Below are 20735 nucleotides of genomic sequence, written 5' to 3'. Positions count from 1 at the left end.
ATCTCCCCCCTTGCGGGGGAGATGTCCGGCAGGACAGAGGGGGGTGTTCAAGCGCTGACGTCGAGAGGAACTTTTGTCGAGAGAGCCACCCTTGCCAGTTGAAGCCGCACCACCCGTCCTGCTCGCCGTCCAAGGCGTCAACAAGCATTTTTCCGGGGTCACCGCGTTGAGCGATGTCTCGCTCGACATCCGTCCCGGCGAAATCCTCGGCCTGCTTGGCGAGAACGGCGCAGGCAAATCGACGCTGCTCAAAATCCTGTCGGGTGTCATGCCGCCGTCGAGCGGCCATATCAGTTTCGATGGCGCCGACTACCAGCCGTCGAGCCCGCAGGATGCCAAGCGGCTCGGCATCGTCACCATCTACCAGGAACTCAGCCTCATCCCGACGCTGACGGTGGCGGAAAACATTTTCATCGGCCGCGCGCCGACTGGCCCGTTCGGGCTGGTGAGCTGGAAGCGCATGGAGCGGGATTCCCGCGATATCATCGCCCGCGTCGGCCTCTCCATCGACCCGATGACGCCGGTGTCGGCGCTGTCGGTGGCCGAGCAGCAGCTGGTCGAGATTGCGCGTGCGCTGTCGCTGAAAAGCCGGCTGATCATCATGGACGAGCCGACCTCGGCGCTGACCGAAACCGAGGTGCAGCGGCTGTTGTCGATCATGGACCGGCTGCGACAGGACAAGGTCGCCATCATGTTCGTCACCCACCGGCTGGAAGAAGCATCCGCTATTTGCGACCGCATGACCGTGCTGCGCGACGGCAGGCTGGCAGGACATCTCGACCGCCAGGGCGGGCCGATCGCACTGCCAAGGATCATCGAGAAGATGGTCGGCCGCGCGGCCTCCGAGCTTTATGCGCGGCCGGCGCAGCGCGCGGTGGCCGGCGATGTCGTGCTGTCGGTGCGCGGTTTGCGCACCGTGCGCGACCCCGAGGCGCCGCACGCCATCGTGCTCGACGATGTCGACATCGACCTCAAGGCAGGCGAGATCCTTGGCGTTGCCGGCCTCGTCGGCTCCGGCCGCACCGAGCTGGCGCGCGCCATTTTCGGCGCCGACCGGATCGCTGCGGGAACCATCACGCTCGACGGCCGACAAATCGCGCCGGCCTCGCCGGCGGATGCCATCGCGCTCGGCATCGGCCTGGTACCGGAGGACCGCAAGCACCAGGCGATCTTTGCGGCACTTGGCATCCTGCCGAATTTCTCCGTCGCCTCGCTCGGCCGCTTCAGCAACGGTTTTGGGTTCATGGCCGAGCGACGCGAGCGCGATGCGCTGTCCGGTTTCCGCAAGATGCTGTCGATCCGCATGGCTTCGGCCGAGCAGGCGATCGAAGGCCTGTCGGGCGGCAACCAGCAGAAGGTGATCCTGGCGCGCTGGCTGGCACGCGACCCGAAAGTGCTGATCGTCGACGAACCGACGCGTGGCGTCGATGTCGGCGCCAAGGCCGAGGTGCACCAAATCCTGGTGCAATTGGCAGCGCGCGGCATCGCGGTGATGATGATCTCGTCCGAACTGCCCGAGGTGCTGGCGGTGTCGGACCGCATCGTCACCATGCGCCGGGGCCGCATCACCGGGCAGATGCCGGGCGTCGAGGCGAACGAGGAAAAACTGATGGAACTGATGGCGCTCGACAAGCAAGGTTCAGGGCAGGACGAGGGGCAGATGCGAGACGAGGGGCGGGCACGATGAGCGTGACGGAACAGAACGAGCGCGGCGGCATCAACTTCGCGCGGCTGCTGATGAGCTTCGGGCCGCTGCTGTTCCTGGCCGCACTCGTGGTCGTCTTCACAGTGCTGAAGCCGAGCTTCATCGACCCGATCAACCTGTTCAACATCACGCGCCAGATCTCGATCACCGGGCTGATCGCGCTCGGCATGACCTTCGTCATCCTCACTGCCGGCATCGATCTCTCGGTCGGCTCGCTGCTCGCCTTTTGCGGCATGGTCGCCGCGGTGGTCGCCAAGGGCGGCACCGCCAACACGCTGTCGCTGTCGACCTCGGGCACGCAAGGGTTTGGGTGGTTTGCCGCCCTGCTCGCCGCCGTCGTGGTGGGCGCGGCGGCCGGCGGCGTGCAGGGCCTGGCCATCACAAGGCTGAAAGTGCCGCCCTTCGTCGTCACGCTGGGCGGGCTGACGGTGTTTCGCGGGCTGACGCTGACCATCTCCAACGGCGGCCCGATCTCGGGCTTCGACGCTTCGATGCGCTGGTTCGGCACCGGGCTGATCGGCCCGGTGCCGGTGCCGGCGCTGATCTTCGCGGCGGCCGCGATCCTGTGCCACATCGTGCTGCGCTACACGCGCTATGGCCGTGCCGTCTATGCCGTCGGCGGCAATGCCGAGGCGGCACGGCTGTCCGGCCTGCGCGTCGACCGCATCCTGGTCTCGGTCTATGTCATCGTCGGCTTCTTCGCCGGGCTTGCCGCCTTCGTGCTGTCGGCCAGGCTGAACTCCTCGGAAGCGGTTGCCGGCATCGGCTACGAGCTGACGGTGATCTCGGCCGTCGTCATCGGCGGCACTTCGCTGTTCGGCGGCATTGGCTCGGTCGGCGGCACGGTGGTCGGCGCGGCGCTGATCGGGGTGCTGCAGAACGGGCTGCAGTTCAACAACGTGTCGTCCTACACGCAAAGCATCGTGATCGGGCTGATCCTGATCCTGGCGGTGGCGTTCGATAGGTGGCTTAAGTCGCGGGTGAGGCGGTGAGGAGAGGTTTGCGCCTGGGCCTCTGTCCGGCAGGTCAGAGGGGGGCGTCTCGCCATGCAGTTTGCCAGGAGGCTCCCTCGCATTCCTTGCAATAAAACCGTCCTTTGCTAGAAAGAATTGGGGCGGGTGGCATCGTGAGAGAGCCTCATGTTTGCCGACATCATCAGACCGATCAGCTTGAGTTTTACGCTGCTGCGGCGGTTTTGGCCGCAGCTCGTCGCGCTGGTGCTGGCAGGCGTGCTGGCCGGCGATATCCTGCTGCAACTGGCGGCGAAGGTGGCGCTTGCCAATCATTTCGCCGGGCTCGCCATGCTGACGCTGGTGGCGCTGGCGCGGCTGGTGGTGACGGTGGCGATGTTCCACGTGCTGCGGCCGGGCCTGCCCAATGTGCTTGCCGCGCAGCGCAGCGCGGACAAGGCCGCGACCGCCGACAGCCATAACAATGCCGCGGACCGGCGCGGCTCGCGGCTGGTGCGCATGATCACCATCGCGTTGTTGCCGTTCTTCGCCTACTACGCCGCATGGGGGTTCCTTGGCGACATCGTGCGGCAATATTCGCGCGAAACGCTCGACCAGGCCGATTTCGGCCAGAGCGCCAATGTGCTCGATGTGCTCGATTCGCGCTGGCTGCTGGTCTCGGTGGCGGTGTCCTGGCTGATCCGCCGGCTGGCCAAATTCATGCAGGGCAAGACCAAGGCCCTTTCGTTCTGGCAGATCGTGGTGGTGATCTGCGAGACCAACTGGATCTTCGTCGGTCTTTACGTGATCAGCCGCTGGAAGGACTCGGCGCTGCAATGGCTGTTGAGCCGCAATTTCTGGTCGGCCGTGCAGGCGTCGGTCGACGGGCTGACGGGCCCGGTGCCGATGGCGACGGCGGCACCCGTGGTGCCGGTCGAGATCACCTCGATCGCGCCGTCGACGGTCGCGGTGAACCTTTTCTTCTACATGCTGCTGCCGCTGATCTGGCTGGTCATGGCGGCGCTGATCTATGGCTATGATGTGCGCGACGACGCCGCTCTGATGCGCGTGCACGGCCGGCTGGAGCGGTTCGGCCAGCGCTATGCCGGCCTGCCGAAATTCCTGCGCGACTTCGTCGAGCATTTCGTCAAGGGCTACCGCTCGCGCTACCTGCCGATCGCCAACGGCGTGCGGCTGACGGTGAGCTCGAGCCTGGTGCTTCTGTGCACGCTGGTCGTCGGCTACCGCTTGCTCGACTGGGGTGCCGCCTGGCTGTGGCTGGGCGCGACGCGGCTGATCGGCCCGCACGAGCTCGATGTCTGGCAGATCTTCTCGCGCGGCGTGACGCTGCTGTTCGGCAGTCCGTTCCAGGATTCCTCCACTGGCATCCTGATCGAGCCGCTGCGGATTTGCTTTCTCGCCGCCGTGCTGGAGACGGCGTTTTCGCTGTCGAAGGGGACGGGGACGGTAAAGGCTGACGCGGCGTAGAAGAGCGTTCTTCTCCCCGTCGCTATACGGGGAGAAGGTGCCGGCAGGCGGATGAGGGGCGGCGCCGACGCGAAAGAATTGAGCTTGGATATGCAAGCCGGCGCTGACAGCGACATTTGGCAAATCAGCCGTTTACCGAAGCGTTGGCGCTGCCCCTCATTGCCCTGCCGGGCATTTCTCCCCGTATAGTGACGGGGAGAAAGTAGCTACTTCGGCGGCCGCTGAAAACGCAGATACCAGGGTCGCTCACTGCTCAGCCCGACGGCGGGGCGGATGGTCTTGATGGCATCCTCGGGCACGATGAAGATGTCGCCGATGGTGATGACGTCGCCCTTCCTGGCGCCTGAGAAGATCGCCGAGGTGCAATTCATGACGCCGTCCGGCAGGCTGACGCCCGAGATGAAGTGGGGCAGCCAGCGGCGCCCCGCGGCGTCGGTCAGCATCAGCTTGCAGCCCAGCCACTGCTTCTGCAGGTCGGTGTCGCCTATGGTCACGGAGAAGGTGGCGATGACGGCGAAGGCGTGGTCGGGCAAGCGGCCGGCCTTGCCGCCACGCAGGTCGGCCAGCCGCCAGTCGCTGCCGCCGAACGGCACGGATTGGCCGAAGTCGACATCCCTGGCGACGAGATCCTCGCCGCGCAGCCATGCGCGCACGCTGTCGTAGCCGGTCTCGGCCAGCGTCAGCGGCAGCAGGATGGCAAGTGCCGCCAGGCTGAGCCGGCGCCATTTTTTCTCGGCCTGCGCGTCGGTGGCGGTGGCTGGCTCCTCATTGGTGGAAACGGCGGTCATGTTCCACCTTGCCGCGCGTCCAGATCGAATTCCGGCACGATGTCGGCCGGCTGACCGTCTGCCCCGGTCTGCACGGCGTCGAGACTGATACGGGCCTGGGCGTCGAGCGGGCCGAACCGGCGCGAGGCGATCAGCAGCCTGGCGCCGCGGATCTGGTCGGATGGCACTTCGAAGACGAACAGGCCGCGTTTTTCGAGGCCCGGATCGACACCATGCGGCGGCATGTCCTGGCGATAGCCGAGCCGCTCCGTCTGGTGGTAGCGCAGCCCGGTCGGGCCTTGCCAGGTGCCGTCGGCGATCGTGGTGGAGGAGCCGGTGGCGGCGAGGTTTGTCGTCACCACCGCCCACAGGCCGCCGGTCGTCAAAAGCTTCTCCTGGCCGAACTGGTTGGTCTTGAGCTTGCGAGCAAAGACGATCTTGTCCAGGCGGACATCGAAGCTGCGTGCCCGCACCGTGTCGTGCATGGCGCCATCGACCGGGATCGGCGCGGTGAGGTCGGCATAACGCGGCTTGGAGACCTGCATGCCATAGCTCAGCGCGACCGTGGCGGCGAGAATCACGAGATTGCCGAGGACGCGGATTCTCATGATCCGCTCCCCGGCGTCTCGGTCGCCGGCACATCGGCGACCGGCAAGGTGACGGTGCCGAGCCGGTAGGGATTGTACCAGCCGGGCGTGCCGTAGAGATTGTCGCGCGGCTTGAAGATCTCGGCGGTAATGCCGAAGGCGAGCGTTGGTGGGACGGCCGCGTCGCCGGCCAACGGCCAGACATAGGCCATGCGCTCGGTCATGCCGGGGTGCAGTTCCGGCGTCAGCGTCGCATCACGGGTCAGCGCGACCATCGGCTGACCGCCGGGCAGGTCGATCCCGTCCGGCTTGAAGACGTCGAAATAGGCCTTGTCGGATTGGGCGGTGCGGTTGGTCATGTCGACTTCCAGCACCAGCGCCTTCTGGCCGGGCTTCAAGGGCACGCCATAAACCTTGGCATGGCTGACATAGGCGTGCACCGGCTGCACGCGCCAGCGCCCGGCATCGATGGCGGTGTCCGGTGGCAGTTGCGGCGGTGCGTGGGCGGGCAGGGCGCCGAAGGCTCCCATCAGGCCGGCGACGAATAGGGCGGCAATGGTTCCCGCGCCGGCCGTTATCCAGGTCTGAAGTCTTGAACGGGCAGTCTTGAACATTCCAAACTATGCACGTCGAACGAACAGCCACCCGCAGGCAATGTAGAAAGAAAAAACGGCTGATGGAACCCGCAAATGGCTGGTCCAGGCGTGCCTGCCTCAGGCTGCTTCGAGCGCCCACAGACGGTGTGCGTAGCGGCGGAAGAAGCGCGCCACGAGCCGCTGCTGCCTGGCCCGGACCAGATCGGGCAGGCGACGCTCCTGGCGCCAGCGCGGCATGTTGCGCCAGCAGGCGATGAAATGGGCGGTGTCCTCGATGGCTTCTTGCGCCGTCAGCGCCGGGCCTATCGCGGCCAGGAACAAGAGCTCCGACTGTTTCAGGTCGTCGATGACGGCCTTGCGCCTGAGATGATCCTGTCGGGCGTGCGCGATGCCGTTGCGGCGGATCGCCTCGAAGGCCTGGAGCAAGGCAGGACTGTCGCCGGTGTAGCCGCAGGCGCGGGCGAAATCGGCGTCATCCATCATAGCTCCCGGATCTGTGGCAGGCGACTCGCATCTGCAAGTTTATATAAGCATAACTCAAAAATATGGAGAAGGGAAACTTTTGGGAAAGTCTTGAAAGTGCGACTCGACTCTCCGTGCAAAACGCAGGAATATAAGAACAAATCACGAACAAAAGACGAGGAGGGGCGATGGCATTGCCGGGCAGGGAAGCAGTAATGGCGCAGGTCGCTTCGATCTCCGTCGAATGCACCGATTGCGGCCGAAACAGGTGGTGGCGGGTCGATCAGCTGAAGCGGTTCGGGGTGAATGGCAACACGCCGCTGGCTGTGCTTTCGGGTCGCATCGTGTGTTCCGCCTGTCGCGCCGACGGGCTGCCGGGTACGGCGGTGTCGATCCAGGCCGCGTTCATCGACGAGCGCCAGCGTGTCCGCAGCGAAGCGCAAATGCTGAGCGACCGCGAGGTGCCGCTGGAGGGGACGAGGCGGGCTTGATGGAGGGGCGCTGGTTCTTCTCCCGCAAGGGGAGAAGGAAGAACCGCCCCGCCTAATACCCCAGCAATTCCTTGAGCGGTATAACCCGCCATACGTGTTTGATGGCGTAGCGGTTGAAGGTCAGTGTCTTCGGCGGATTGTACTGTTCGACCACCAGTTCGCCCGCCGTGCGCTTGACCAGCTTCTTGATGAAGGCCTTGCCGTTGCGCTCGTTCTCTTCCGGGAAGGTCTCGATCACCACATGGTCGCCGGGGACGGCATCGCGGCCGCCGCAATAGAGCATTTCGCCGGGCTCGTAGCGCGGCACCATGGAATCCGAAAGCACGTGTAGTGCAAACACTTTTCGCAGATGCGCGATACCGGGCGGGCGCTGGACGTAGCCGGCAACCTCGCCGTTGAAGGTGAAGTCGCCATCGTCGCCGCCTACGGCCGCGCCCAGAAGCTCGATGTCCATCGGTCCGGCGGGCAGGGGCCCGGCATCGGTGACGATCTCGGCGTCGGCCACCGGACCGGCATCGTCGAGGAAGACGACCTGCCCTTGGCCGAGCGCGACTGGGTCGACGCGCAGGAAGGCGGCGGTCTTCAACAGGTTCTCGGTCTTGGGCAGATTGCGGCCGGTTTCCCAATTGCCGACGGCGGCGACATCGGTGTCGTTGTGCTCGGCGATGTGGCGCATGACAAGGCCGCGTTGCTTGCGCGCCTGGCGGATCGCCGCCCCGACCTTGATCGACAGTTCCGTTTTTGCCATGGCACCCATGTGAGCGATGAAAGCTGCTCTCGTCTATGAAAGAATGGCTTGCATCAATTTTCGAGTTATGCTTATATCAGGTCATGCAAAACCTGTCCAGCTTCGATGGCGCGGTAGCGCCGGCCTCTTGCGAGGCGCTTCCGGCGGCTGAAGTCGCCAGCCATTCCCTTCCGCTCCGGCCGTCCTCCTCCCCGGCCGGAGTGAAGCCCGAGGCCCCGTGCTTGATTGCACCAGCCTCGGGTCCGGTCCGCCCGTCAGCGGCGACCGGAACGGCCGGAGTCGCCGCTCCCCTCGGCTCCGGCCCCCAATTCGACGCATGTGTCCTGCCCGGGCGATCCTGCATCCGCACGCAGGACGGCACCGTCATCCTGCTGGAGCCCGCAACGGGCAGGGCGGTGTCCGCCTCCGATAGAAAGACGGCCGAGGCGCGGCTTGCGCGCCTCGCCGGGCAATCGATCCGCTTCGGCTGATCGCCGGCGAGAAGCCGGCGTTCGCATCGAACACCCTGACCGCGGCCCAGACCGGGCTGGAACCCTGACGCCTGGCCGACGGCGCGCTTTCAAGCGTGGCCGAAGGCGGATCTTTGGATGGAGCCTGGAAATGGCAAGCTATACAGACGCCGAACTGCAGGAGATCGCCCGCTGGCTGAAGGAGGGGCTTTCGGCCTCGAGGATCGCCGCCGCGTTCAGTGCGCTGCGCGGCAGCCCGGTTTCGCGCAATGCCATCATCGGCATCGTCCACCGCAACGCCATGCTGGGTGCGGTCGGCTTTGCCAACCGCGGGGGACCGCCGGCCAGCGTCAAGCGGGTTGCGGTGAAGAGCAGGCGACAAGGCCGAACGCGGGAAAAGAGTAGGGCAACCGGCAAGGTTGCCGTGGAAAAATTGCCCGACGCACAAATGGCCGGGGGCGGCGCCGCTCGCAAAATCCAGACCAGGCCTGATCCTTCGCCGGCCTGGCTCCCGACGCGTCGGTTGGTGCGCGAGGTGGGTATGCTGATCGCCGATGGCGAGGCCTATCGCCTGGAGGTGCCAGCGCCGCAGCGCGTACCCATCGGCCGTCAGCCGCATGGCGTGGCGATGCGGTTCATCGACTGCCTGTTTTCCCGCTGCCGCGCACCGCTGGACATGGCGCTGGAGGAAGACCCCGAGAAGGATGCACCAGGCGGGCGGCCGGGCGCCGACATGCTGTGCTGCGGCATGGGCACCAAGGCGCTGAAAAGCTATTGCAGCTATCACCAAGCGCGATTCCAGCGGCGGGTTTGCGGGGTAACGCCCGGATGACCGAAGGGACGCGAACGCAAATCGTGCAGGTGTCCGCCAGCCGGCGGATTTGAGGATTTCAAATGAAACAAGCCCGACACGAACGAACTCTCGCCGCCCTATTTCGGCATCTGCCGTCCCTGCTTGGGCAGGCGGCTTTGCGCTGTCCGGGCCTCCAGCGTCATCGCTGGACCGTTGTCTCCAACCAAAATGCCGGCGACACGGGCAAAGCCTGTGAACACTTTTATCGCATCGGATTCCGATATCTGCGCGGCGATAGCCGCGCTGCAGGCGTTGAGCGCGCTGCGATAGACGTGGCCGCGCCGCTCGATCGGCCAGCGTTGCAGGAAATCGGCGGCGTCGGCCACGTTGTCGATCTCCTCGACATGGCCGTCCAGGCATACTTTAAGCGGCACTCCGGTTTTCATCGTACCCACGGCGTTCACCTTCGGTCGTGCAGTGCGCGCGGCTTTCAAGCCGACGCTCATAAACGCGCGACACCAGCAGGCGGTTGCATGGCGGTCGGACCTGCCTCACGGGCGGGCGGCGGCGTCCAGCCAGTCATGCGCACGGCTTCTGCGCCTGGCCACCAATATGCCCTGCTGCCCGGCGGCGCGGATGAATGCTTCGAAGGCGGTGCGCGGGCAGCAACTGCCCTCGACCGCCAGCCGCACCAGCCGTGCGGCGTCGAGATAGCCGGGCGAGGTTTTGTCGGGCCATTGCTGCCGAAGCGCCGTCGCGGCATCGGCCACCGAGCCGACCAACATGGTCTTGTTGTCGCAGAAGCGCAGCGTCACGGGCATGAAGGCCGTCATCGGCAATTCTCTCCTTGGAATCGACGCGAAACAACGTGCGGGCTGGAGGCTGGTTCCATCAACCGTGACCATGAGCGCGGCGCGGAGGCGGGCATGAGCGAACGGCCGTTCACGCCACTCCCCGTCTCCGATTTCGTCGGCGACACGATGTCCTTCTCCACCGCGCGAACCGGTGGCGAGGCGTGGGGCGCAAGCGCTCGCGAAGCCGGCGGGATGATCATCCCGCCAGCCTCTTCAACCACCCCAAGAACCCCAAGGAGCCAACCAATGCCCAAAAAAGCCAAAGCCGCCAAACCGCAGGTGCCGAAACTGCCGAAGGGCGAGGCCGAGCAGGTGCGCATCCGCCGTGAGGTCGGCCATGATTTCGCGCTAAGGGATGACGCCTTCGGCCGCAAGCGGCTGAACGCCGGAACGCAGGAGGCACGGCGCGTCTACGAGGTGTCGAATGACGGTTTCACCTCCACCGGCGGCATCGTACGGGTGCGCAATGTCGATCCGCTCACGGGCATCACCTCGCTGTCGCGCCAGCAGCGTGAGGCCGGCCAGCGCTACCGCGAGGATTTCCAGTGCAGCCAGCAGGCGAGCGTCAAGCCCATGCGCTGGACCGAACGCGTCGACGGCGGTCGCCAGGGCGGCGGCATTGCCGACAGCGTGCTGGACGCCGGCCGCGCCAACGCCGCCGCCACAAGGGCGCTCGGCCACTGGGAGGTCGCCGCCGTGGTGCAAAAGGTCTGCTGTGCCGGCGGGTCGATCAAGAGCCTGGCCGAACAGACCGACGAGGGCCGGGACGTTGTGACCAAGCTCTTGAAGGTGGGGCTGGATCTGCTGGCGGTGCACTACGGGATGATGATGGGGCGGTGAGCGTGCGATAACGGCGCAAACACCCGACCGGCAGATGCCGGCCGGGTCAGTTTCAGAAGGTCAGGTCAGCCGCAGACGCGGATTTCCTCAACGATCCTGTGGTGGTGGCGCCAGTGTCTGACCACTTCGATGTGGCAACGGTGGTGCCTGTAGGAATAACCCCGGTGGTGCCGATAAAAATAACCCGGCCTGTAGCCGTTGTCGTAGTCGTCGTCGTAGGGGCTATAGACGTAGCGACTGCCATAACCGCCATAGCCATCGTAATAATCGTTGCCGTAATAATCGTTATAGCCGCCGCCGATGCCGATAAAAACGTGACTGCGCGCATCCGCCGGGGCGATCATCGCCGCCGCCGAAGCAATGGCGATAACCGAGACGAGTAGGAGCTTCTTCATGGCTACCTCCTTTTCAAGGTTGGCCTAATATAAACTCCCGAGATGCAGCCTCGTTCCGAAAATTCGCCAGCTGTGACGAACCAGGCGTTCACCGGAGCGACCGATGCAATGGGGCGGTGAGGGGGGCGGCTCAGAAACGTGTCTTGGCTAGCGAGCCCAATCCGCGTCGATTTCGGTTGGCTTTGGCAGCCGAGATCGACGCAGCACGACGAGGCCGACTGCGAAGGTTATGATGTGGATCAAGAGGCCAACATGCCCCCCAAGGTTTGGCTGCCTCCATATTCCCATGCGCGTAACGCTCGACCACAGGGAGAAGGAAAGAGCGCTCTTCCACTTCCCTAAAACAGCGCCTTCTCCAGTGGTCCTTCCAGCGTTTTTGCAAAGGCTGTCGCCAGATGGTGCCGGTCGCGGAAGGCGAGTTTGCCGTTGATGAAGACGTGGCATTCGGTGGCGCCGCAGAAGCGGTCGGTCAGGTCGACATAGAGCGTGCCGGGCACGCTTTTCACCACGGCGCGCTCGGCCGCCGCCACCCCGTCATTGGCGGCCTCGGCCCTTGGCGTGTCGCAGCGCGAGGGTGCCTCGCGCCACCACAGGGCGCGGGCCACGCAGGAGTCGGCGAAGCTGTCGCTGATCGGCGTGTCGCGGATGACGGCCGTCTCGACGCCGGCCTGGCTGAAGGCCTGCAAGGTGGAGCGCAGGCCGGCCTGCCAGCGCGCGGTCTCGGCTTCGCGGCTGGCGTCGGGCATGTCGCGGGTCAGATTGCCGATCGAGAATTCCGAGATCACCACCAGGCGCGGCTTGCGGCGGATGATTTCTCCAATCGCCTGTTCGCGCCAGGCGTCGCATTCGGTGTAGTAGCGCTTCAGCACGGCGTTGAAGGTCGAAAGCCGCGAGGCGCGGCACGAGGATTTGAGGTAGGTGACCACTTTGGTGTCGTTGCGTTTGGCCGCCTCGACCAGCGGCGTCGACCAGTGGTCGGCATGCGAATCGCCGAACAGCACGACAGTGTGGGCGGCGTCGGCCGGGCCAAACGCACAGGGTTTCGGCTTCACCGTGTTGAAATCGAGCAGGCAGCTCTTGTCGAGCGCGCGCGCCGTGGAGGGCTGCTCGGCCGCCTGCTCGATGCCGCGCTGCGCGGGGTCGATGTTGCGGGTGGCCAGATGCGCGTTGGCATAGGCAACCGCCATGCCGGCACCCGTTAGCGCCAGCGCGGGAGCCAATGCCCGGGCGCCCGCCGTCAGCCAGCCGAAACGCCGTCCCGGGTTCTCGATCAGGTGGTAGCTGAACACCGACAGTGCCAGCGCCAGGGCGCCGCAGCCGAGGCGCTGCGGCGCGCTGAGATCCGGCACCAGCATTTGCGCATAGACGATCACCGGCCAGTGCCAGAGATAGAGCGAATAGGAGAGCGCACCGATCCATTGCAGCGGCGGCAGCGACAGTGCGGCGGCGGGCGCCCGCCAGCCTGTCAGTTCCTGTTCGCCAGCACCGCTCAGCAGCACCAGCACCGTGCCGGCAACCGGCAACAGAGCGTACCAGCCGGGGAAGGGCAGGTCTTCGCTTAGGCAAAGGTAGGCCGCCGCGATCAGCGCCAGGCCGAGCCAGCCCTGCGCGGCCCGCAGTTGCGGCCGGCACAAGGCCGTCGGCGCCAGCGTTGCCAGGCCGCCCGCGGCGAACTCCCAGGCGCGCAGCGGCGAGAAATAGAAGGCCCAGGCCGGCGAGAGCCTGGTCAGCCACAGGCAGGCGGCGAAAGAGGCGAGGCCGGCCACGCCGATCACCGCCACGGCGGTTCGCCGGCCTGGGCGCAGCCAGGCGGCGAGCAGAAGCAGCGTCGGCCAGACGAGGTAGAATTGTTCCTCCACCGACAGCGACCAGAAGTGGATGAAGGGGTTGCTCAAGGCATCGGCGGCGAAATAGTCGAATGACCAGCGCAGTAGCCACAGATTGATTGCGTAGGCGCTGGCATACATGGCGCCGCGCGAATAGAGCGCCTGTTCCTGCGGCGCCAGGATGAAGTAGCCGACAGCCAGCGTGACCAGGATGACGAACAGGGCGGCGGGCAGAAGGCGCCGGGCGCGGCGGGCATAGAAGCGCCAGAGGTCGAGCCTGCCGGTCTCCGTGATCTCCTGCATCAGATGCGTGGTGATCAGCCAGCCGGAAATGACGAAGAAGATGTCGACGCCGGCGAAGCCGCCGGGCAGCGCCGTAACGCCGAAATGATAGGCAACGACGCCGCCGACGGCGAGCGCGCGCAACCCTTGTATGTCTGGCCGGAACGATGCCGACACGAGGCCTCCTTCGTGCAAGCCCAGCCCATTGCCATTGTCGGCCGGACCGGTTGCTATCGCAATGCAACAAATTTTTCGCAGCGCAACATGGCCAAAAAGGGGAGGCGCCGGGAATGGATCGGATGACCTGCCGGCGAGCGCGCGGCGGCGGCGAAGGGGCAAGGCTCATCGACGCCTGTGACTAGGCTGCCACATTGTCCCGGAACCGGTTCGCCCGGGTCAGTTCCGTGTCGGCGCGGGCGGGAGCTCGCTCGCTGTCCTGGCACTGCGCGCGGCATAGAGACCCGCGCCCGCCGCCGCGACGCCAAGCGCGGCGAAGACGGCCAGTTTCCCAGGCGTTGCGCCTTCCGGGCCGAAGGCGACGAAGTACATGGTGCGGCCGGGAATGAAGGTCAAAAGCCCGGTGATGGCGAGGCCGATGATGTAAGTGCCCTGCATGATGCGGCGGTGCGCGGCAATGTTGCCGCCTGGCGCGGCGCGCACGCCGCGCCATAGCATCACCAGCACGAACAGAGACAGAAGGTGGATCGGGCTGAACGGACCCCACAGCCGGATCGTCCAGATGAACAGGCCGGAGATGGCGACTGTTGCCATAAGTGCCATCCAGACGCGGCCGAGTGCCCGGTGCAGCCGGTCGCCCTTGGTGCGCCAGAGCTGCATGGCGCCGAGCAGCAACGCGGCGACGGCGATCAGCGCATGGAGCTGGATGACGGGCGATGCGTGGAGCAAAGGGGTGAGCGACATCGGTGTTCTCCGCGAGATGCGGATTATGGCCGACGCGGTGCCGGAGGGGCAAGCCGCGGCAAGGCGTGACCGGGACCGCTCGACATTCCGGCTGTCAGAGGAACAGGAACAGCCCCGCGAACGGGGCTGTTCCTGCTCGATAGGCTGCGTTACTTGCTGCCGCCATTCAGCTTCACGCTGCTGCAGAATTCAGGATGGGTGTTGGTGGGGTTGGCGTTCTTGGCCTCGTCGGCGCAGGCCGTCATCATCGCGGTCTGGTCTTCCGGCGTCAGGGCCTTCCAGGCTTTGACGAAGTCATCATTGCTGCGCAGCGTCTTCATGCTGGAGTCGGTGTAGAAGGGCTGCATCTTGGCCGGGTCGTCGAGAGCGGACGTGCCGGTATTGCCTGCGGCAAGAGCCGAGCCAGCGACCATCGAGAGCGTCATGGCGCCAAAACAGATCATCTTGATGTTCATGGTAGGATCCTTCCCTGTTGCCTTATGACCGTATAGCAACGGTCAGGTTCGGAACGGGGTCAGGATAGGGAAAGTTCCGATGACATGCCGGAAGCGGTGGGGATTTATCGAAATATATTTTGGAAACCTTTCGACGGTTTTTTCGTTCGTTTGCAAGTGATCGCCGTGGCACCAGCGCGCGGGATGTTGTCGCCTGACAGCCGCCATTCCAGTTCTAGTATTCTTCGCCCTTCGGCTGCGGTTGAGCCAGCGTGCGCGCGGCATCGGCTCCCGCCGCTAGAATGCGGTCCGACAATTCCGTTCCTTCCACCGCGCGGGCCAATTGAAGGGCGCCGATGAGCGCGGCGAAGACGCCCAGCGCCGCGCCTTCCGGATCACGGATGCCCGGCGGCAGGTCCTTCGCCAACTGGCGCACCAGGGTCAGCAGCCTTTCGGTGTAGAAAGCGCGTGTCTCCGGCGGCTGACGCGCGATCTCCGGTAATAGCGCGGCGGAAGCACAGCCGGTCTGCGGATGATCGCGGTGCTCGGGCGACAGATACAACGCCAGGGCCAGTTCCAGGCCACCAGAGGCAAGCACCTCCTGTAATTGCTGCGACTGAGCCTCCAGGGCCGAGGCCACGCTCTCGCGCACGAGGTCGGCCTTGGACTGGAAGTGCGGATAAAAGGCGCCGTTCGTCATCCCGGCGTCGCTCATGATGCTGGCCAAGCCGGAGGCGGCGATGCCGTCGCCTCGGAAGCGGTGGGAAGCGACCTCCATGATCCGGCTGCGTGATGCATCCTTCCGGCCTTTGTCATAGCGCATGATGGTTCCTTCCCGTTTTCCTATTGCATTATGAGCATAATGTGATATTACGATCATAATTCAATTGCCGATCACAGGCAAGACCTTACGTTTGGAGCCTTTAGAATGAACCGGAATTCGGGAAAGACCGCTGTGGTGACCGGCGCCTCCTCAGGAATTGGCCGTGCCAGCGCCGAGATTTTGGCACGCGCCGGCTTCACTGTCTTCGGCACCAGCCGCAAGGCGTCCAGCCAGAGTTCGAACGGGATATCGATGCTGGTTTGCGACGTGACCGACGACGCGTCTGTCGCGTCCCTGGTCTCAACTGTCCTCGGCAAGACCGGCCGGATAGACCTCTTGGTCAACAATGCCGGTGTCGGGCTGCTGGGAGGCGCGGAAGAATCCTCTGTCGTGCAGTCGCAGGCCCTGTTCGACGTCAACCTGTTCGGCGTCATGCGCATGACCCACGCGGTGCTGCCGTCGATGCGCCGGCTGGGCGAAGGGCGCATCATCAATATCGGCTCGATCCTGGGACTGGTCCCGGCACCGTATTCGGCCCATTATTCAGCCGTCAAGCACGCGCTCGAAGGCTATTCGGAATCGCTCGACCACGAGGTACGCGCCTTCAACATACGAGTTTCGGTCATCGAACCGGCATTCGTGCGCACCGTGTTCGACCAGAACGGATTCGAGCCCGATTCCGTCCTGCAGGACTATGATGAGGCGCGCGCAAGGCTCGAGGCATTGCTTCGCGACGTGATGCCCAAGGCGGATCCCCCGGACGTCGTGGCGAAGGTGGTTCTGCGGGCCGCGACCGACAGGCATCCGCGGCGGCGCTACACCGCCGGCCAGGCAGCGCGACAGGTCAGCATGCTGCGCCGGTTCGCGCCGGCCGCGATGTTCGACAAAATCTTGCGCAAGCAATTTCGCCTGCCTGTCTGAACGAAGCGAGTGACTTAACGCATGTGCGACACGCAAGCCCGGTCTGTTTCGCGCCGGCCATCGAAATCATTTTAGAAAGAAAACATGATGAAAGCCTTTGTTGTCGACAAGTATCAAAAGAAGGGTGCCCTGCGGCTCGCCGAAATGCCGGAGCCCGCGTTGCGGGGCAATGATGTCCTGGTCGAAATTCACGCCGCCGGTATAAACCTTCTCGATTCCAAGCTCCGGGATGGTGAGTTCAAGCTGATTTTGCCCTATCGCCCGCCCTTCATCCTGGGCCATGACGTGGCCGGGATCGTCGTTCGGGTCGGATCGAAAGTCCGCAAATTCAAGCCCGGTGACGAGATCTATGCCCGGCCGCGCGACGGCCGGATCGGCGCATTCGCCGAATTTATCGCGATGGATGAAGCCGACGTGGCGCTGAAGCCTAAAAACCTCAGCATGGAAGAAGCCGCCTCGATTCCGCTCGTGGGCCTGACCGCTTGGCAGGTTCTGGTCGAAACAGCCGGGCTGAAGAAAGGCCAGAAAGTGTTTATCCAGGCCGGTTCCGGTGGCGTGGGAACCTTCGCCATCCAGCTTGCAAAGCATCTCGGTGCGATCGTCGCGACGACAGCGAGCGCGGCGAGTACCGATCTGGTGAAAGGCCTCGGAGCCGATATCGTCATCGACTACAAGAAAGACGATTTCGAGAACGTCCTGCAAGGCTACGACGTCGTCCTGAACAGCCAGGACGCCAAGACGCTCGAAAAATCCCTGCATGTGCTGAAACCGGGCGGCAAACTCATCTCCATTTCCGGTCCGCCGGATCCCGGATTTGCCAGCAAGCAGGGGTTGAACATGGTCCTGAAGCTGGTCCTGCGCTTGCTGAGCCGCGGCATACGCAGCAAGGCCAGGCGCGCTGGTGTCGGGTATTCGTTCCTGTTCATGTGGGCGCAGGGCGATCAGCTGGGCAAGATCACGTCGCTCATCGAATCCGGCATCATACGGCCCGTCATGGACCGGACTTTTCCGTTCGAGAACACCAACGAGGCATTGGCCTATGTCGAAACCGGGCGTGCCAAGGGCAAGGTCGTCGTCAAGATCAGATAAAGAGAGTGTTCGGCGAACCGCTCTGCCTCCTTGTCTTTGCGCAGTTGCGGGCACGAAAGCGTTGCTTCAGCCGGCCGGCGCGGTCTCGATCTCCTGGAGATAAAACGTCTTGCTCGGCTGCAGATGGTCGACGCAGAGCTGCGCCAGCACCCAATTGTCCCGGCGCTTCATCGCCTCGATCATCATCCAGTGGTGTTTTCGCGAGATGTCCAGCTTTTCCCTGTCGGCCAGCGAATTGGCTCGCACCGGCAGGCTGAGGCGCATGTAGTGCTCGATCGAGGAGACGAGATAGGCGTTGCCGCAGGCCGAGAACATGGTGAGGTGGAAGCGGTCATTGGCCTCGTGGATGCCGCGCAGATAGCCGTTATCGATATGGCCGCCATAGATCTCATGGATCTCCATCAGCTCCGCGATCAGCGCATCGCTGGCCGGCAAGCGGATCATCAGCGCGGCCTGGCGCTGCAGCATTTCGCGCACCTCGTAGATCTGTCGCACCTCGTCGGGTGAAAGCCTGCGCACCATGGCGCCCTTGTTGCGCTCACGCGTGGCGATGCCGAGTTTTTCCAGCTGGTAAAGCGCCTGGCGGATGGTGTGGCGAGACACAGGGAAACGGGCGAGCAGCACGTCCTCGACCAGCCGCTCACCCGGCGCCAGCCGGCCGAAGATGATGTCCTCCTCCAGCGCATGCACTGTATCGGCTTCCTTGCCGCCATAGTCGAAGGCGTTGAGCATCGCGAACCCTTGTGTTCTCATTGGCCAGCAATGCTACTCTAGCGCTCACGCACAAGGCTTACCACAAGCTGGTCGACGCCTGGGTCATCGAGGCTGACCATTCTGGACATCTGCAGCGCCTGCCTCAGGCTGATCCTGCCAACCTGCTGGCGCATGATGACCGGCACGCAGACCGGCCCCGCCGCAGTCAGAATGAAGGCGTTGCCGACCAGGACCGGTTCAGAGAAGGGCGCCCACTGAACGGCCACGATCGACGGTTCGCCGGTCTGGCGGCGGTTGATGCCGGCGAAATAGATCCAGTTCAGGCGCGAGATCGCCACGCCATAGTGCCAGCCCGGCGCCTGCGCTCCGCCCTGGCGATGGCCTTCGGCCCACCGGGTCACGCGCCTGAAGGTCACCAGTTCGGCCTCGCGCCGCACGAAGGTGACCGACCGCATCAGAAGGTCGGGACGGTCGGGAACCGAAAAATAGGTGAAGTAGGTGCCGCCTGCGATGGCGGGAGAAGGGCCTTGCACCATGTTCTCGTAGAGCTTCTGGTGGAGCGGCGGCAGGGCAGGATGTCCGGGCGTTGCAACGTCCGGCGCCCGGTACAGTTCATCCTCCTCGATGCGGAAATAGTCGCAGATCAGTCGCGCCGTGGCCCGGTTGGGCACGCTCTTGCCTTGCAGGTAGCGCTCGAACTGCGAGCGGTTCATGTTCAATCCGCGGCATACAGCGCTCACCGACGCATGGCCGCTGACCAAGCGTCTGAGATTTGCGGCAAGATTCTTGCGGATTGGCACGACACCGCCCCGACAGACGTCCGAACCATTATTCAGAAGTTGCTTATATTTCCTCAATCTCGCACAAGATCGTGCTGCCGCGAATGGGGACCTTCGACCAATACCGCACGACGGGCAGGCCAATACGAAAAGGCCCGCCACCGACGCGACTCGTGGCGGGCCTTCTGGAGTAGACCGGGCTCGCCTTCGCCCGGCTGTCTTTAAAGAACCGCGCAGCGGAACGATCGTTCCATCAGAAGCCTGCTACCTCGCGGAAACGGGTTTTCTACAGCCGGCCAGTGCCAGTCTTCGATCGCCAAGTCTTCGATTCAGTGCGGGCATACCGAGATCGGACAGGCGACCGCGGTGACGGCCGACAGCCTGTCGCGCTTCACCAGAAGCGGCTTCTGGTAGGTCTTTTTCATTTGAATCCCCCATGCCCCGATACGCCTGACGTAAGCCCCTGCGTCCGGTTGTTGTCAAGTCGCCCCTAAAATAAAGAGACGCCCGCCAGGCGAGGCCTGGCGGGGTGTTGATTGGAGGAGTGACGGATCGAATGGGAGACGATCCGCCTGGAAAACGCAAAGGCCGGAGAAAGGTTCCAGCGGCAGGGCATCTCGGCGTGAAATTCGATACCTTGTCGCGATCCGGGCCGCGTGCGCACAGCAGCCGCAAAGCCGGTGGTCGTGGCCGTGATCTCGTTCTCGTCGGTCTGCTTGCCGCGTCTTGGCCTAGTTCCTGTCCGCCGGCTTCGAGCGCATCCTCGACACCGTCTCGCGCTCGGCGCGCTTGGAGCGCAGCGGCGGTAGGCCGCGGTCGATCAGGTCCATGTCCTCCAGCACCATGTCGCCCATGCGCTTGAAGGCGATGTCGAGCGCGCCGGCGCGGTGGGCGGAGCGCAGGAAGCCGGGGATGGCGCGGACGGGATGGTCCTGCGCCAGTGGTTCCTCGGGGAAGACATCGCTGGCGGCGACGATGTGGCCGCTCTTGACCGCCGCCATCAGCGCGGGGAAGTCGACCACGCCAGCGCGGCTGAGCAGGATGAAGGCGGCGCCCTTGCGCATGCTGGCGAAGGCCTGGCTGCCCAGAAAGCCCTGGTTCTCGGAGGTCACCGAGGCGACGACGAAGACGAAGTCGCTCTGCGACAGTACGTCGTCGAGCGAGGCCGGCTCGACGCCGTTGTCGATCAGGATCGACGGCGGCAGCCAGGGATCGAACACTTTGGTGCGGGTACGAAAACCCGACAGCAGGCGGTTCAACGCGCGGCCGAGATCGCCGAAGCCGATGATGCCGACATCGGCGCCTGAAAGCAGCCGCGCCGTCAGGTTGCCGTCGCCGCCCCATAGCTCCTTGCCCTGCCGGAAGGCGAGGTCGGCATCGACGATGTTGCGGGCAAGGTTGAGCGCCATGGCAAGGCCAAGCTCGGCCACCGGCTCGGCAAAGACGAGACCGGTGGTGACGACATGGATGCCGCGGGCAAACAGCGTCTCGTAGGGCATGTTGTTGATGAGGTTGGTCTCGACATTGAAGACGCAGCGCAGCGCCTTCATGGCGTCCAGCGTCTCGGGCGAGATCGGCGGCTGGCCGATTATGTAGCGAGCCCCGGCCAAAACATCGGCCGGCAGTTTGGCGACACCGTCGGCGGTCGTCTCGACGACGCGGTAGTTCGCCTTGAGACGTGCCAACTGCGGCGGCGTGAAGATCAGCTCGAGCGTGCGTGGTTCCGGCGCGCTGATGACCAGCGGCAAATCTTTGTTCGGCATGACGATTCCTCCCGACGCGATCCTCATCGCGTTTCTCGGCGAGCAAAATACCGCCAGT

The 20735-nt window shown here is 64.5% G+C and carries 23 protein-coding genes and 1 pseudogene; 9 read left to right on the top strand and 15 right to left on the bottom strand.

Going from position 1 to position 20735, the window contains the following annotated elements; translation table 11 throughout:
* Window positions 1–178: 178 nt before the first annotated feature.
* From LB568_RS33870 to LB568_RS27045, 4 genes and pseudogenes are all read left to right on the top strand, one after another.
* Window positions 179–607: pseudogene (locus tag LB568_RS33870) on the top strand (ATP-binding cassette domain-containing protein); the annotation flags it as partial.
* Window positions 602–1687: a sugar ABC transporter ATP-binding protein gene (locus LB568_RS27055; RefSeq protein WP_412033931.1), complete on the top strand. Its 1086-nt coding sequence runs from the start codon at window positions 602–604 to the stop codon at window positions 1685–1687. The pseudogene LB568_RS33870 and the gene LB568_RS27055, both read left to right, overlap by 6 nt.
* On the top strand, window positions 1684–2697 hold the full coding sequence (locus tag LB568_RS27050) for an ABC transporter permease (RefSeq protein WP_013894283.1): 1014 nt from the start codon (window positions 1684–1686) through the stop codon (window positions 2695–2697). Before LB568_RS27055 ends, LB568_RS27050 begins: the two co-directional genes overlap by 4 nt.
* Window positions 2698–2844: 147 nt before the next feature.
* A complete protein-coding gene (locus LB568_RS27045; protein WP_224731721.1) occupies window positions 2845–4143 on the top strand; it encodes a hypothetical protein in 1299 nt (432 codons plus the stop codon).
* A gap of 206 nt (window positions 4144–4349) precedes the next feature.
* On the opposite strand, the gene LB568_RS27040 is transcribed toward LB568_RS27045, so the two are convergent.
* From LB568_RS27040 to LB568_RS27025, 4 genes are all read right to left on the bottom strand, one after another.
* A complete protein-coding gene (locus LB568_RS27040; protein WP_224731720.1) occupies window positions 4350–4931 on the bottom strand; it encodes a hypothetical protein in 582 nt (193 codons plus the stop codon).
* Window positions 4928–5518, bottom strand: a complete 591-nt coding sequence (locus tag LB568_RS27035) for a hypothetical protein (RefSeq protein ID WP_224731719.1) — start codon at window positions 5516–5518, stop codon at window positions 4928–4930. Before LB568_RS27035 ends, LB568_RS27040 begins: the two co-directional genes overlap by 4 nt.
* Window positions 5515–6111: a hypothetical protein gene (locus tag LB568_RS27030; protein WP_224731718.1), complete on the bottom strand. Its 597-nt coding sequence runs from the start codon at window positions 6109–6111 to the stop codon at window positions 5515–5517. Before LB568_RS27030 ends, LB568_RS27035 begins: the two co-directional genes overlap by 4 nt.
* A 99-nt stretch (window positions 6112–6210) precedes the next feature.
* A complete protein-coding gene (locus LB568_RS27025) occupies window positions 6211–6573 on the bottom strand; it encodes a hypothetical protein (protein WP_013894288.1) in 363 nt (120 codons plus the stop codon).
* 170 nt (window positions 6574–6743) lie between these two features.
* On the opposite strand from LB568_RS27025, the gene LB568_RS27020 reads away from it, so the two are divergent.
* A complete protein-coding gene (locus LB568_RS27020; protein ID WP_013894289.1) occupies window positions 6744–7046 on the top strand; it encodes a hypothetical protein in 303 nt (100 codons plus the stop codon).
* A gap of 52 nt (window positions 7047–7098) precedes the next feature.
* On the opposite strand, the gene LB568_RS27015 is transcribed toward LB568_RS27020, so the two are convergent.
* On the bottom strand, window positions 7099–7803 hold the full coding sequence (locus LB568_RS27015; RefSeq protein ID WP_013894290.1) for an XRE family transcriptional regulator: 705 nt from the start codon (window positions 7801–7803) through the stop codon (window positions 7099–7101).
* Window positions 7804–8394: 591 nt separating this feature from the next.
* Between LB568_RS27015 and LB568_RS27010 the strand changes: the two genes are divergently transcribed.
* The gene (locus LB568_RS27010) at window positions 8395–9075 is read left to right on the top strand and encodes a GcrA family cell cycle regulator (RefSeq protein ID WP_013894292.1); all 681 of its coding nucleotides are present in this window, start codon (window positions 8395–8397) and stop codon (window positions 9073–9075) included.
* A 98-nt stretch (window positions 9076–9173) separates the two neighbouring features.
* Here LB568_RS27010 and LB568_RS27005 read toward each other — a convergent pair whose 3' ends face one another.
* Both LB568_RS27005 and LB568_RS27000 read right to left on the bottom strand, forming a co-directional pair.
* The gene (locus LB568_RS27005; protein WP_224731716.1) at window positions 9174–9530 is read right to left on the bottom strand and encodes a DUF982 domain-containing protein; all 357 of its coding nucleotides are present in this window, start codon (window positions 9528–9530) and stop codon (window positions 9174–9176) included.
* 57 nt (window positions 9531–9587) lie between these two features.
* On the bottom strand, window positions 9588–9869 hold the full coding sequence (locus LB568_RS27000) for a DUF982 domain-containing protein (RefSeq protein WP_023767160.1): 282 nt from the start codon (window positions 9867–9869) through the stop codon (window positions 9588–9590).
* A gap of 267 nt (window positions 9870–10136) precedes the next feature.
* Here LB568_RS27000 and LB568_RS26995 point away from each other — a divergent pair, with 267 nt between their 5' ends.
* Window positions 10137–10730 (top strand): DUF6456 domain-containing protein, encoded by a 594-nt coding sequence (locus LB568_RS26995; RefSeq protein WP_041164146.1) that lies wholly within the window; start codon window positions 10137–10139, stop codon window positions 10728–10730.
* A 65-nt stretch (window positions 10731–10795) separates the two neighbouring features.
* Here LB568_RS26995 and LB568_RS26990 read toward each other — a convergent pair whose 3' ends face one another.
* From LB568_RS26990 to LB568_RS26970, 5 genes are all read right to left on the bottom strand, one after another.
* Window positions 10796–11125 carry a hypothetical protein gene (locus LB568_RS26990; protein ID WP_013894296.1) on the bottom strand — a complete coding sequence of 110 codons (330 nt, stop codon included), beginning with the start codon at window positions 11123–11125 and terminating at the stop codon, window positions 10796–10798.
* A 338-nt stretch (window positions 11126–11463) separates the two neighbouring features.
* Window positions 11464–13410, bottom strand: a complete 1947-nt coding sequence (locus LB568_RS26985) for an acyltransferase family protein (protein ID WP_013894297.1) — start codon at window positions 13408–13410, stop codon at window positions 11464–11466.
* 219 nt (window positions 13411–13629) lie between these two features.
* Entirely contained in the window at window positions 13630–14154 is a 525-nt protein-coding gene (locus tag LB568_RS26980; RefSeq protein ID WP_224731715.1) for a DUF2306 domain-containing protein, read from the bottom strand.
* A gap of 149 nt (window positions 14155–14303) precedes the next feature.
* The gene (locus LB568_RS26975) at window positions 14304–14609 is read right to left on the bottom strand and encodes a hypothetical protein (protein WP_013894299.1); all 306 of its coding nucleotides are present in this window, start codon (window positions 14607–14609) and stop codon (window positions 14304–14306) included.
* Window positions 14610–14823: 214 nt separating this feature from the next.
* The gene (locus LB568_RS26970) at window positions 14824–15411 is read right to left on the bottom strand and encodes a TetR/AcrR family transcriptional regulator (RefSeq protein ID WP_013894300.1); all 588 of its coding nucleotides are present in this window, start codon (window positions 15409–15411) and stop codon (window positions 14824–14826) included.
* A 105-nt stretch (window positions 15412–15516) separates the two neighbouring features.
* On the opposite strand from LB568_RS26970, the gene LB568_RS26965 reads away from it, so the two are divergent.
* Together LB568_RS26965 and LB568_RS26960 are read left to right on the top strand one after the other, a co-directional pair.
* Window positions 15517–16332, top strand: a complete 816-nt coding sequence (locus LB568_RS26965) for an oxidoreductase (RefSeq protein WP_224731714.1) — start codon at window positions 15517–15519, stop codon at window positions 16330–16332.
* A gap of 87 nt (window positions 16333–16419) precedes the next feature.
* Window positions 16420–17421 (top strand): NADP-dependent oxidoreductase, encoded by a 1002-nt coding sequence (locus tag LB568_RS26960; RefSeq protein WP_224731713.1) that lies wholly within the window; start codon window positions 16420–16422, stop codon window positions 17419–17421.
* Between the two features lie 66 nt (window positions 17422–17487).
* Here the strand turns inward: LB568_RS26960 and LB568_RS26955 are convergent, their stop codons facing one another.
* From LB568_RS26955 to LB568_RS26945, 3 genes are all read right to left on the bottom strand, one after another.
* Window positions 17488–18153, bottom strand: a complete 666-nt coding sequence (locus tag LB568_RS26955) for a GntR family transcriptional regulator (protein WP_224731725.1) — start codon at window positions 18151–18153, stop codon at window positions 17488–17490.
* A 38-nt stretch (window positions 18154–18191) separates the two neighbouring features.
* Window positions 18192–18935: a helix-turn-helix domain-containing protein gene (locus tag LB568_RS26950; RefSeq protein WP_013894304.1), complete on the bottom strand. Its 744-nt coding sequence runs from the start codon at window positions 18933–18935 to the stop codon at window positions 18192–18194.
* Window positions 18936–19645: 710 nt separating this feature from the next.
* Window positions 19646–20677, bottom strand: a complete 1032-nt coding sequence (locus LB568_RS26945; protein ID WP_013894306.1) for a hydroxyacid dehydrogenase — start codon at window positions 20675–20677, stop codon at window positions 19646–19648.
* Between the last annotated feature and the right edge of the window lie 58 nt (window positions 20678–20735).

This window comes from Mesorhizobium sp. B263B2A (assembly GCF_020165775.1).
Classification (GTDB): Bacteria; Pseudomonadota; Alphaproteobacteria; order Rhizobiales; family Rhizobiaceae; genus Mesorhizobium; species Mesorhizobium opportunistum.
Note: the sequence above shows the minus strand (reverse complement) of the source record. Positions and strands in the feature narration are given on the sequence as shown.

What these genes read in the sequence shown, in the direction of transcription:
- LB568_RS26970 (WP_013894300.1), bottom strand. Translation starts at nt 15,411, where the DNA reads ATGCGCTATGACAAAGGCCGGAAGGATGCATCACGCAGCCGGATCATG.
- LB568_RS27045 (WP_224731721.1), top strand. Translation starts at nt 2,845, where the DNA reads ATGTTTGCCGACATCATCAGACCGATCAGCTTGAGTTTTACGCTGCTG.
- LB568_RS27010 (WP_013894292.1), top strand. Translation starts at nt 8,395, where the DNA reads ATGGCAAGCTATACAGACGCCGAACTGCAGGAGATCGCCCGCTGGCTG.
- LB568_RS27030 (WP_224731718.1), bottom strand. Translation starts at nt 6,111, where the DNA reads ATGTTCAAGACTGCCCGTTCAAGACTTCAGACCTGGATAACGGCCGGC.
- LB568_RS27020 (WP_013894289.1), top strand. Translation starts at nt 6,744, where the DNA reads ATGGCATTGCCGGGCAGGGAAGCAGTAATGGCGCAGGTCGCTTCGATC.
- LB568_RS27055 (WP_412033931.1), top strand. Translation starts at nt 602, where the DNA reads ATGGACGAGCCGACCTCGGCGCTGACCGAAACCGAGGTGCAGCGGCTG.
- LB568_RS27035 (WP_224731719.1), bottom strand. Translation starts at nt 5,518, where the DNA reads ATGAGAATCCGCGTCCTCGGCAATCTCGTGATTCTCGCCGCCACGGTC.
- LB568_RS26995 (WP_041164146.1), top strand. Translation starts at nt 10,137, where the DNA reads ATGCCCAAAAAAGCCAAAGCCGCCAAACCGCAGGTGCCGAAACTGCCG.
- LB568_RS27050 (WP_013894283.1), top strand. Translation starts at nt 1,684, where the DNA reads ATGAGCGTGACGGAACAGAACGAGCGCGGCGGCATCAACTTCGCGCGG.
- LB568_RS27015 (WP_013894290.1), bottom strand. Translation starts at nt 7,803, where the DNA reads ATGGGTGCCATGGCAAAAACGGAACTGTCGATCAAGGTCGGGGCGGCG.
- LB568_RS26960 (WP_224731713.1), top strand. Translation starts at nt 16,420, where the DNA reads ATGAAAGCCTTTGTTGTCGACAAGTATCAAAAGAAGGGTGCCCTGCGG.
- LB568_RS26945 (WP_013894306.1), bottom strand. Translation starts at nt 20,677, where the DNA reads ATGCCGAACAAAGATTTGCCGCTGGTCATCAGCGCGCCGGAACCACGC.
- LB568_RS26955 (WP_224731725.1), bottom strand. Translation starts at nt 18,153, where the DNA reads ATGCTCAACGCCTTCGACTATGGCGGCAAGGAAGCCGATACAGTGCAT.
- LB568_RS26975 (WP_013894299.1), bottom strand. Translation starts at nt 14,609, where the DNA reads ATGAACATCAAGATGATCTGTTTTGGCGCCATGACGCTCTCGATGGTC.
- LB568_RS26990 (WP_013894296.1), bottom strand. Translation starts at nt 11,125, where the DNA reads ATGAAGAAGCTCCTACTCGTCTCGGTTATCGCCATTGCTTCGGCGGCG.
- LB568_RS27000 (WP_023767160.1), bottom strand. Translation starts at nt 9,869, where the DNA reads ATGACGGCCTTCATGCCCGTGACGCTGCGCTTCTGCGACAACAAGACC.
- LB568_RS26980 (WP_224731715.1), bottom strand. Translation starts at nt 14,154, where the DNA reads ATGTCGCTCACCCCTTTGCTCCACGCATCGCCCGTCATCCAGCTCCAT.
- LB568_RS26965 (WP_224731714.1), top strand. Translation starts at nt 15,517, where the DNA reads ATGAACCGGAATTCGGGAAAGACCGCTGTGGTGACCGGCGCCTCCTCA.
- LB568_RS27040 (WP_224731720.1), bottom strand. Translation starts at nt 4,931, where the DNA reads ATGACCGCCGTTTCCACCAATGAGGAGCCAGCCACCGCCACCGACGCG.
- LB568_RS27025 (WP_013894288.1), bottom strand. Translation starts at nt 6,573, where the DNA reads ATGGATGACGCCGATTTCGCCCGCGCCTGCGGCTACACCGGCGACAGT.